The following is an 11,305-nucleotide window of genomic DNA, read 5'->3' on the forward strand; positions in this document are numbered from 1 at the left end:
CAACTCCTTAAGCGCGTTTAACTTCAACAAGGTTAGTATGTTGTGGGGTACCTTTAGCCAATGGCGAAGGGACATGTGAGGTTAGTGTATTGATACAACCACCGACATCTAGCCCATCATCATTGAGAGTACGCCATGCACCTTGTGGAACGGCGATAACACCAGGTAATACACGCTCTGTTACTTTCACTTTAATTTGAATACGCCCACGGTCATTAAATATTTCCGCCATATCACCATTGTTCAAGCCGCGTTGCTGAGCATCGATTGGGTTGAGCCAAAACTGATGTGGAATGGCTTCACGGAGCATCGCAACATTGTAATATGATGAATGCACATGGCCTTTATCATGAAAGCCCGTCATTAATAGCGGATGCTTTTGCTGGCTTGCTTGGGCTTCAACGCCTTCTTTATTGACGCAATACTCAGGAATTGCAGGAATACGCTGGCCTTCGGGTAACTCCCAATTTTTGACACGCTCAGCCAGTTGTTCTGAATAGATTTCCACTTTACCTGACGGCGTCTTTAATGGGTTATTGATTGGGTCATCACGGAATTTCTTCAATGCAATATTTTCTGAGCTGTTCAGGAACTTACGATCGATAATACCCGCTCCGTCGGTTTCGCTGAACTCAGGTAAATGAGGCATTTTTTCACGTGTTTTGTTATAACAGAACTCAATCCATTCAGCGTAGGTACGGCCTTCGGTAAATTGCTCTTTTACACCCATTTTTTCAGCAATTTCGGCTAAAACATCATAGTTAGGGCGGTTTTCCCACAGTGGCTCAATCGCATTTTGTAGGCGAACTAAATAGTGATACGCACCACTTGCATAGGAGTTATTGATTAAATCGTTGGTTTCAACCGTTGTGACATCCGGTAATAATAAATCTGCATATTTTGCGGATGGGGTATCATGGTTATCCCATACTAAAATAAATTCACATTTTGATTCATCCGCCAGTATTTCATGCGTTTTATTTAAATCGCCATGTTGGTTACCAATGACATTACTGGAGTAACACCACATAAACTTGATGTCGTTGTTTAGTTTATCAACACCTTTAATGCCACCATTTTCTGCAGTTAATTCTTTCCCGCGAACAATCGCTTCTGACCACATATAAGTCGGAATCAAGGCTTTTACTGGGTTAGGTAAAGCAAAACCTGCAACAGGGTAAGCATAGCTATTCCCCCACAGCCCAGTATTTGTTCCAGCACGACCAATGTTGCCGGACATCAGAGGTAACATCATAATGGAGCGACAAGCTTGCTCGCCATTTTCTGTGCGTTGTAAGCCCCAGCCTTGTGAGATCCATGCTCTATTTGCATTGCCGATTTCACGTGCAAGTTGCTTAATACGTGCGACTGAGATACCCGTTAATTTGCTTGCCCACTCCGGTGTTTTAGCGATACCATCAGGGCCATTTCCTAAAATATAATCTTTATATGATGCATTGCGCGGTGCAGAAGCAGGTAAGGTCGATTCATCCCAGCCGACACAATAATTTTTCAGAAATTCTTCATCAGTCAGCTGTTCTTCGATCATGACATAGCCGAGAGCCGCAACTAATGCTGCATCAGTACCTGGATAAATTGGGATCCATTCTGCACCAAGGGTTGTGACGCTATCGGTGCGGCGCGGGTCAATGATAATAACTTTTGCTTTGCTTTTATCTAACGCATTGAGAGTTTCGTAAAATTGACCGCCACCAGACATACGTGTTTCAGCAAGGTTGTGGCCAAACATGACAACTAAGTCAGAATTTTGGATTTCAGATAAATAGGATTCTTCTACGCTACCATATACGTAAGGCGTGATTTCCATTAATTGAGCATATGAATATGTGCCATAATCACCCAAGAAACCACCGGTTAAGCTTAATAAACGTTTACAAGCGGCACGGCCGTGTAAGTTTGCGCCTGTTGAACCCGAGCCATATTGGTAATAAATGGCATCACTTCCATATTTATCAATGGTATACTTCAGTTTTTCGGCGATAATGGTTGTCGCCTCATCCCATGAAATCTTTTTAAATTTACCTTCACCACGTTTACCAACGCGAACCATTGGGTATTTTAAACGATCTGGGTTGTAGGTTTTCCAACGCACTGAACGACCACGTAAGCATGGACGGATTTGGTGTTCACCTAATGTTGAGTCGTCATACATCGTTTCATTGGAAATACGGCTGATAACACCATCTTTCACATGAACTTTTAACGGACAACGGCTACCACAGTTTACTAAGCATGCGCTATAGCTAATTTTTTCACTGACTTCGTCAGGCATGATTGCTGGTGTTTTTGCTTGAACAGCAAAAGGAAGAGTGATTGAGCCAGCAACAGCAGCGACACCCGCAACGGTTGCAGAGGTTTGTATAAACTCCCTCCTGCTCAGTTCTCCAAATTGAGTATTTATTTTATTTTTATGCATTGACATTGCCTATATGTAAATAACAACATTACTTTCTTGTTTTATATGTTAAAAAAAGTTTCTGTTGAGTTACATGACTTACATCAATGTTATCCCTGATAAGGTGAATGTATTTATTTAATTTATAAGGGTTTTTTATTCATCAGAACATAAATTAGTTTTATTTTTATTAACTATCGAAATATTGATTTTTATATAGCGATGGGCAAGAACTAAGGAAAAAGAGGGATATATCCCTCTTTTAAATACCACTTTAGATGTAGATGAATAAGAAAATTTAACTAATCACTTAGTATTAATTATTTTTCTGGGGAATTGCCTATCATTCTAACATCATTTCCGGTAGGTGATTGATGTACCATCAGATTAAATTGCGGAAGGATGGAAAAAATATGGTCAAAAATGTCTGACTGTATTCTTTCATATTCCACCCATACAGTTGTATTGGTAAATGCATATATTTCGATTGGGATACCATTTGTGTCAGATTCTAGCTGCCTGACCATGATCGTCATATTTTTGTGAATATTAGGGTGTGATTTTAAATAAGCTTCAATATAAGCTCGGAAAGTCCCTATATTCGTCAAACGGCGTTGATTTAAAGGAACCGCTTTATCATCAGGTAGACTAGAATTAAAGACTTGAATCTCCGATATTTTTTGTTCGATATAGGGTTCAAGTAAATTTGCTTTAATGCATTGCTCTATTTCTTCAGGTGTTAAAAAATGTACACTGCTGGCATCTAAGCGGACACTACGCTTAATTCTGCGGCCACCTGATTCTGTCATTCCTTTCCAATTTTTGAAGGAATCAGAAATAAGGGCATAAGTAGGAATGGTTGTAACTGTGTTATCCCAGTTACGCACTTTTACTGTGGTTAAACCAATATCTACAACAGCGCCATCAGCGCCGTATTTAGGCATTTCTAACCAATCACCAATATTAACCATGTTATTGGCTGAAAGTTGAATTCCTGCAACTAAGCCCATAATGGGGTCTTTAAAAACTAACATCATGACGGCGGTCATTGCGCCAAGACCGCTGAGAATAATTAGTGGGGATTTACCAATTAATAGCGCAATTATCATGATGCCAATTAAAATTGTGGCAATCAGCTTAAGGCTTTGGAATATTCCTCTAAGCGGTAAATGCGCAGTTTTGGCGGCACGCTGGAGCACACCGAGTATAATATCAAGAACAGAATAGAGGGTGAGTAAGCCAAATAATAGGCACCATGCTTGTGAACCGACCTTTAGAACGGCTTGTGCTGTCGAACCTGAATGCAACCATAGCGTTGCTTGGATATTGACAACAACACCTTGAATAACAAAAGCAAAGCGATTAAAAAGATTATGTTGAGTGATTAAATGAACCCAAGTTCCTGCACTTTTTTGCCCGCGCTTTTCGAGTTGTGGAAGTAATATTTTATGTAGAATTAAATGTAATACGCAGGCGACGATCAGAATTAAACCGAGCACTATCAGTAAAGAGGCAAGGTTAGCGTAATCTTGGTTGAACTGACGTACCCAGTCTAGCAGTTGCTGCTGCATGGTTTCTCCTTCTTTAGGGGTTAGGAACGATTACTTATAAAAATATTAGATAGTCAAACGACCTTATCATATTAGTAATGAAAATTCATGGCGAACAATATTAAACTCCGTCCTAATTCTTATTGTTAGTTCTAAGTATTGCTTAGTATATGAAAGCAATACTAATGATAATAAAGGTTATTATAAAGGAGGACATTCGTTAATTTGATGGGTTAAGTAACATTTACATAACATTACGTGTGATAAGTATTTTCTGATTGTGAGTCTCTATAACTAAGCATAATGTTCTTAAAAATACTCCTAATATTATATTAACTTTGCAGGAATTTATTATGAACATATTTAAAAAACCGATTTGTTCAGTTCTTTTGCAGTATATCTTATTGCCTGTTATTGCTTGTACGCCATTATTTGCAAATTCATCTTCTAATGGCAATCAAGGTCAAGAAAATGGTAAGGGGAATCAAAAAATTCATGGAAATAAAGGAAATCAGAACAAAGATAAACCAAATAAAGAGAATGGCAATCAACAGCTAAAACATGCCAAATCGAACAAGTATTACGATAAACAACGGGGTTCGAATGTGAGTTTTAATGTGAGTTTTGGTCATGTAAGGCCTTTGGCTATTGAATATGGTTTGACGGGATATCGAGGCTTGCCGCCAGGTATTGCAAAGCAAGTGAGTAGGGGAAAACCGCTTCCTCCAGGTATTGCAAAAAAAACGTTACCTTCACCATTTTTGGCACAATTACCTGTTTATGTCGGCTATGAATGGAAAGTAAGTGGTCAGGATCTTATTTTAGTTGCGATAGGGACAATGGTTGTAGCTGAAATTATTGAAAATGTTTTTGAATAAAAAAAACGACCTTGATTGCAAGGTCGTTGTGCAAAATAAATGCAATTAACGCTAATGATTAGGTAACTAAAAGGTTTGATTGACTGAAAAATGATTAACTTGCTTACATAAAACGTTTAGAGAGTAATTCAATAACTTCTTGCACACTGCTGATAAATTCTTTGATGCTGTTCATCGGTAACCCCAAATTAAAATGTGATCCAGATCACGTGAGAACATTTTAGCAATTAGCATGTTAATGTCAAGTTAATATTAAAAATAATTTTAAATATTAAACTATATTTTAATCTCTTTGCTGGAATTCTTTTTGGTTGAAAGATACTCCGATAAGACGGATGAAAATCTATAAATGACTACAAAAATGTGAAGAATTGAAAGGTAATTTTTATAATATGGTGTATGGTTAATTAGAGGTTAGGTAATGATTTGATTGATAAAGGAATACAGCGCATGATTGCTTATGTGAATGGCCAGTTTTTACCTGCAGAAGAAGCATCAGTATCTGTTTTTGACCGTGGTTTTTTATTTGCTGATGCAGTATATGAAGTGACAGCAGTAATTAACGGTAAGCTAGTTGACTTTGAACATCATATGGCTCGTTTGCAGCGTTCTTGTGCTGAATTACAGCTATCATTACCTTACGATTTAGCAGAATTAAAGCAAATTCATCTTCAATTAGTTCTACAAAATAATATAGAGGAAGGGCTTGTATATTTACAATTGACTCGTGGTAATGCAAAACAACGCAATTTTTTATATCCTGATAATAAAACGAAGCCAACATTGGTCTTATTTACACAAAAGACGAAGATTGTTGAAAATGAAAAGTCTAAATATGGAATAAAAGTCATCACTGTCGATGATATTCGTTGGCAACGTTGTGATATTAAAACAGTCGCCTTATTAGCGGCTTCTATGGCGAAAGAATACGCTAAGCAACAAGGTGCAGATGACGCTATTTTTGTTAAAAATGGCTATGTTACGGAAGGAAGTTCCAGTAATTGTTTTATTATTAACCCTCAGAACCAAATACAAACACGAGGACTAAGTAATAAGATATTGCCAGGTATTACTCGCCAAGCAATTTTACAGCTTGCTCGGGAGCAAGAAATAGACATTGTTGAAAAGTCATTTAGCATTGATGAAATGTTAGAAGCAAAAGAAGTTTTTATTACTTCTGCAACGACATTAGTTTGGTCAGTTATTATGGTGAATAACCAATTAATTGGGGAAGGTAAGCCGGGGAAACTTGCTACCCGGCTACGGGAGATATACTTGCAAAAATTAAAATAATCTCATCAGATACCTAAGTGTTATTTTAATTGCATAAATTCTTTAACGGAAGAAACCGTTACCATTCCATCCAATGCCTGAATACTTTGCTGGTGGAGTTCTGGCGTTGGAGCGGCACATAAATCTTCAAGTACAGTGACATAATACCCTAAGTCATGAGCCTGCCGAGCCGTACTTTCAATGGCTTTTACGGTACTAACTCCGCCAATAAACAATTCTGTAATGCCATTTTCGGTAAGCCATTTATGGAAATGGTTTCCTGCAAATGCAGAAACCCCTTTTTTAATCATAACAGGGTCACGAAATGCCACTTCAAGGTCATGAGCCCAATTACACCCATTACCACTTAATTTTAAGGCACCAAGGCTTTTGGCTTGCTGAAACATTGGGGAGCCAGCAGGAACATCGTGGTAATTGTCTGAAAACCCAACTTTAACCCAAATAACTGGGATATGATGACTTCTTGCATATTGTGCTGCTTGATTGGCTTTTTCAACAATTTTGCGAGAGCAAGTCTGTTGATAGCTTGAATTAGATAAGCCATTTTTACCAATTATCTCTTCAATGAGATCAATAATAACTAATGCCTTGGACATTATTGCCTCTTTTAAGTGTACGTATAATAACTTATAAAAGGTGTATTCTAGCTAGAAAAAATAGTGAATGCTGTTAACTCAATAACATAATTAGATTTAGGGTAAGTCAATAATAAAACCAATGCCTCGATTGTCTAATCCATCAGTAACTCTAATTACAGCACCGATTTTATGGGCTAAATTTTGGGCGATAGATAAACCTAAACCGCTTCCGGTTTCCATTGTTCCAGGTACTCGATAAAAACGAGAAAATATAAGTTGACGGCTTTCTTCTGGAATTCCTCGGCCATTATCTTGAACGGAAATAGTTCCACCAAATGGAGTCAGGTCTTTTAAAATAACTTTTATTTTCCCTTTTTCTGGGCAGTATTTAATCGCGTTTTCTATCAAATTGGTAAAAATATTACTCAGTGCAAGTTTATCAGTGAGGATATAAAAAGATTTTGGGCTTTGTAGTTCGACATCAATGTCTTTGTTAATGGCGTAAGGTATATGTGAGGATATTAAGTGACTGATTAATACAGGAAGATCAATTTGCTCTTTATTTAATAAAAAATCTTCAGTTTCTAAGCGTGCTAAGTCAATTAATTGATGTGATAGAGAAGCTGCTCGATTTAAAGTCTCTTGCATATCATTAATAATTTCTTCTTTTTCTTTGGGATTATCAATTTGCATTAATAAATGTAATTGAGCTATGACAGCTGCAATCGGTGTTCGTAATTCATGTGCGGCATCTGCCATGAAACGCTTTTCGCGTTGATTTGCAGCATCAACACGAGACATAAGGTTATTGATTGCCGCAATGATAGGTCTAATTTCTTTATATTGTTCTTTCGTTTCTATTGGCGTTAAATTACCCGGCTGGCGGCTAGAAATTAGTTTTGCAGATTGCCTTAAAGGCCGTAGGCTAAAGTAAGCAGTAATTAAAATCGCTAACAGCATAATAGCCAAAATAAAAGCGAGGGGGATGGCGGTGCCTTCGGCTGGGCTACCTAATAAAGATTTACGGTCACTATAAGATTCGGCAATCACAACTTCAAAGGTATTTTTGTCATTCCATGCAGACGTAAAGTGCCAGTCTTTATGTAATACAGCGAGCTCAGAAACGGATTTCAGCGATGGAACGTGTAGCTTGTCACTGTTTCGATAATAGACATTTCCTTCTTTATCTCTAACAATCATAAACGGTCGATAACTAATATCGTCGCCACTTTCCATCGCCGTAGAATAAAGTTCTTGTAGATTATCAGCAATTTTATTGAAATATTCTGGCTTATCAGCAACCACATCAAGTGTTTTAGCAAACCCTTGAGTGATGACGTTCTGTTGTTCATTTAATTCATCATGAATTGAAGGCCAATAAAAAAATTGTAGCCAACCAACTAATAACAGCCAAAGAAAAATAACTGAACTAATTTGTAGTCCGAATGTATAAATAAAAAATGATTTAACTTTCACTTAGTGGTGCTTCTTTTTTTAATAAATAACCAATACCACGGATAGTAATTATACGCTCTTTACCTATTTTTCGGCGTAAATTATGAATATGAACCTCTAAAGAGTTACTTTCCACATCGTCTAACCCGAATAGACGCTGCTCTAAATCTGTTTTTCTGACAACATTATCCGCATTTCTTATTAATTCATAGAGTAATAAATATTCTTTCCCGGAGAGCAATAGCAATTGTTCATTAAGGGTCACTTGGTGATTAAGAGGATTTAATTGCAGGTTACCTAGTTGCCATATTTCAGATGAAAAACCAGCCATACGGCGGCTAACTGCTTTTACTCGAGAAATAAGCTCAGGCATAGCGAATGGCTTCGTTAAAAAATCATCTGCACCTGAGTCTAAACTAGAGACTAGGTTATCCATTTGGTTTCTTGCTGTAAGAATAATTATTGGGATAGTTTCCCCCATATTACGCCAAGTAATGAGCTCTTCATGGCCATCGCCATCAGGCAAGCCTAAATCTAAGAGCATTAAGTCAAAATTACGGGATGCAAGTTGTAATTTTGCGTCTGCAAGTAGCCTTACCCAACAAGGACTAAAGCCTGCCAATTCCAGCCCTCGACATAGTGCCTTTCCCAACTGAAGATCATCTTCGACTAATAGGATATTCATATTATCACCTCTATGAACAAGTATAAGCAGGCAGTGAGTGTCAGACAATATGCATAGTTCAAGTTTGAATCAGATTTAAGCATATCTTAAGGTTGGTTTAACTCATTTTTAAGGTACAAAGAAATAGATTGTTTATTATCATTTCATCACTCAAACAATAAGAGCATTGATAATGAAACAAGTATTTTATGAGGTGCCATTATTTATAGTAGCAATCGTATTTGCTTTAATCTTTATGGGGAAAGATTTCAATAATTCACCCTCAGTAAGCTTATCAACTCTAACGCTAAATGAAGTTTCTACTTGCGTGAATGTTGATAGCTGTATTTCACAAGTTAGAATAACTCGTGAAGGAAATAAAAAATTAAATCCAGTGAAAGAAATTAAAGCTTTTCTTAGGCATAAAATCTATTAATTAACAACGAGTAAAATTTAGATATGAGAAATTATTAAATAAGTAGTTTCTTTAATAATCAACGTATTGTCTTGCTTTTATTCTCCTGCAAGTAGAAGTGTTTTTGTTGATGAGGCTGGGTTTAATTACGACTTTTAGTAAAAGAAAAAGGAATGTTACACAATGGGTAAACATTCCTTTAAGTATTAGGTTAATCCACCGTTGTTTCTTCTGGGATCCAACCATCATCCATCCATATTTCTTCCAGTATCTCTTCAATACGAATTTTATCTTCCGTTATTTTAGTTCCAGAGATGTTAACGCGTTGTTGTGAGCTAAACCCAACCCGCGTTATCATATCTGGATATTGGTTTTGAAGTTTGCGTAAAATCTCAGTTTCAAGTGCTTGCAAAACAATTGAACTCGGTTTTTGTGGAGCGTTCTTATCAAATAATACTTCGATACGTAACATGATAGCCTCTAGCAAAGACTGTATTAATATACAGTATTTTTAGAACTATTAGGTAAAAAAGTCAATATAGAGCTACAAATATTTTTATCAGCGAATGGAGTGAAAAAATAATAGCAAGATAAAACAACAGGTTAATATTATGAGTGCACGATAAATAATTGTCAGAAAATTTAAAATAGGTATGCTAGAAAATATTTTTTATAAGGTGAGTTTTGATTAAATGTTACATGCTTTAAGAGTTTCAAGTGAAGATAGCGAAGCGATAGCAATGATTAACCAGTTGTATGACACAGCTTTTCCATTATATGAACAAAGAAGCTACCAAGGAAGAGAGGCAATATTAAATCATAGCGATTATTATTTGCTCAATTTCAAAGAGAATGACACTTTTATTGGTTTCATTGGTTGTTGGAAAATCGAAGATTATTATTACATTGAGCATCTTGCTATTTCCCCCATATTAAGAGGGCAAGGTTATGGGCAAAAGGTATTAAAACTGTTTTGTCATGATGTTGGTAAAGTGATTCTAGAAATAGACCCCATTATTGATGAAGTTAGCCAAAAACGTTGGTCTTTTTATCAACATTGCGGTTTTCAACAAACTGAATACGCTCACGCACATCCAAGTTATTACCCAGAAAATAAGCCGCATGAGCTTAGGGTATTAAGCTATCCAGAAGTGATAGCTCAAGAGGTGTATCAGCAATTTAATCACACCTTGCAAACGGTTGTGATGAATAAAGCGCTATTATAGTTCACCATTTAGATGGTTTTAATCAGATATATAGCAATAGATAAGTTCGGGATCATTATCATCTAAATTTTCAATGTATCCACTAGGAATAAAGCCAGCTTTTATTAAGAGTTGTTGAGTGGCTGTATTCGATTGGTTTGTAGATGTAAAAATTTTTGGGGTTTTACTCTGCATTTTTAGTTTATTAATTAAGGTGAGTCCAAGGCCTTGCCGACGATGGTTTTTATTTACCATTAATAACTCTATAAAAGCATGGGAATAGAAATAATAATGTAGAACACCATACGCCAATATTTCGTTGTTGGCTTCCAGTACATAACATATTTCTTGTTCGAGCCATTGGGTAATGTCTTCATAGCGTTCTGTCGTCGCAATGGTATCTATGGAAAATATAGCATTTATATCAATTAGTGTTGTGGCTCTAAAGTTAGTTTTCATTATCAATCAGTTGTTTATCAATGCTAAATGTCTTAATTTGAAAATATTACAGCATAGGATTGGTTTAGGTAAAAGATTAATATGAATAAGTAGCGCTTAAATAGGCATGTATACCTATCTATCAATTGAATTGAGAGTATTTTGGACTGTATAAGCAGTTGGTTAAAGCTAGTATAACCATGTCGGGGTTTTACACCAGTTTTACCGCCATTTTACCTTTTTAAAATCACACATACAAAAAAACCAACCGTAATAGGTTGGTTTTCTTAGGGAATTTTGGTCGGCATGATAGGATTTGAACCTACGACCCCCGACACCCCATGACGGTGCGCTACCAAGCTGCGCTACATGCCGAACTTTGATTAATACTACTCATTTTACTTCTAAAAGCA

11 protein-coding genes and 1 tRNA gene are annotated in these 11,305 nt (G+C 36.6%); 4 read left to right on the forward strand and 8 right to left on the reverse strand.

Annotation, left to right across the window (positions count from 1 at the left end):
- Positions 1-7: 7 nt before the first annotated feature.
- Positions 8-2,437, reverse strand: a complete 2,430-nt coding sequence (locus ACU696_RS10810) for a DMSO/selenate family reductase complex A subunit (RefSeq protein ID WP_004912136.1) — start codon at positions 2,435-2,437, stop codon at positions 8-10.
- A gap of 299 nt (positions 2,438-2,736) precedes the next feature.
- On the reverse strand, positions 2,737-3,987 hold the full coding sequence (locus tag ACU696_RS10815) for a mechanosensitive ion channel family protein (RefSeq protein WP_004912130.1): 1,251 nt from the start codon (positions 3,985-3,987) through the stop codon (positions 2,737-2,739).
- Between the two features lie 332 nt (positions 3,988-4,319).
- On the opposite strand from ACU696_RS10815, the gene ACU696_RS10820 reads away from it, so the two are divergent.
- Positions 4,320-4,844 carry an anti-virulence regulator CigR family protein gene (locus tag ACU696_RS10820; protein ID WP_117162375.1) on the forward strand — a complete coding sequence of 175 codons (525 nt, stop codon included), beginning with the start codon at positions 4,320-4,322 and terminating at the stop codon, positions 4,842-4,844.
- A gap of 450 nt (positions 4,845-5,294) precedes the next feature.
- Positions 5,295-6,137 carry a D-amino-acid transaminase gene (locus tag ACU696_RS10825; RefSeq protein ID WP_110731998.1) on the forward strand — a complete coding sequence of 281 codons (843 nt, stop codon included), beginning with the start codon at positions 5,295-5,297 and terminating at the stop codon, positions 6,135-6,137.
- 20 nt (positions 6,138-6,157) lie between these two features.
- On the opposite strand, the gene ACU696_RS10830 is transcribed toward ACU696_RS10825, so the two are convergent.
- The 3 genes from ACU696_RS10830 to ACU696_RS10840 all read right to left on the reverse strand — a co-directional run bounded on the left by ACU696_RS10830 (position 6,158) and on the right by ACU696_RS10840 (position 8,855).
- Positions 6,158-6,733: a cysteine hydrolase family protein gene (locus ACU696_RS10830; RefSeq protein WP_004912122.1), complete on the reverse strand. Its 576-nt coding sequence runs from the start codon at positions 6,731-6,733 to the stop codon at positions 6,158-6,160.
- Positions 6,734-6,829: 96 nt separating this feature from the next.
- Positions 6,830-8,191 carry a sensor histidine kinase gene (locus ACU696_RS10835; protein ID WP_109911574.1) on the reverse strand — a complete coding sequence of 454 codons (1,362 nt, stop codon included), beginning with the start codon at positions 8,189-8,191 and terminating at the stop codon, positions 6,830-6,832.
- Positions 8,181-8,855 (reverse strand): response regulator, encoded by a 675-nt coding sequence (locus ACU696_RS10840; RefSeq protein ID WP_004912118.1) that lies wholly within the window; start codon positions 8,853-8,855, stop codon positions 8,181-8,183. Before ACU696_RS10840 ends, ACU696_RS10835 begins: the two co-directional genes overlap by 11 nt.
- Before the next feature lie 172 nt (positions 8,856-9,027).
- On the opposite strand from ACU696_RS10840, the gene ACU696_RS10845 reads away from it, so the two are divergent.
- Entirely contained in the window at positions 9,028-9,270 is a 243-nt protein-coding gene (locus ACU696_RS10845; protein WP_004912116.1) for a hypothetical protein, read from the forward strand.
- A 190-nt stretch (positions 9,271-9,460) separates the two neighbouring features.
- Here the strand turns inward: ACU696_RS10845 and ACU696_RS10850 are convergent, their stop codons facing one another.
- Positions 9,461-9,721 (reverse strand): DinI-like family protein, encoded by a 261-nt coding sequence (locus tag ACU696_RS10850; RefSeq protein ID WP_004912115.1) that lies wholly within the window; start codon positions 9,719-9,721, stop codon positions 9,461-9,463.
- Between the two features lie 220 nt (positions 9,722-9,941).
- Here ACU696_RS10850 and ACU696_RS10855 point away from each other — a divergent pair, with 220 nt between their 5' ends.
- Positions 9,942-10,475 carry a GNAT family N-acetyltransferase gene (locus ACU696_RS10855; protein WP_109911576.1) on the forward strand — a complete coding sequence of 178 codons (534 nt, stop codon included), beginning with the start codon at positions 9,942-9,944 and terminating at the stop codon, positions 10,473-10,475.
- Between the two features lie 18 nt (positions 10,476-10,493).
- Here the strand turns inward: ACU696_RS10855 and ACU696_RS10860 are convergent, their stop codons facing one another.
- Together ACU696_RS10860 and ACU696_RS10865 are read right to left on the reverse strand one after the other, a co-directional pair.
- The gene (locus ACU696_RS10860; RefSeq protein WP_447343105.1) at positions 10,494-10,913 is read right to left on the reverse strand and encodes a GNAT family N-acetyltransferase; all 420 of its coding nucleotides are present in this window, start codon (positions 10,911-10,913) and stop codon (positions 10,494-10,496) included.
- 277 nt (positions 10,914-11,190) lie between these two features.
- A tRNA-Pro gene (locus ACU696_RS10865) sits at positions 11,191-11,267 on the reverse strand.
- Positions 11,268-11,305: the final 38 nt, after the last annotated feature.

The sequence above is a fragment of the Providencia sp. PROV_01 genome, from assembly GCF_053098325.1.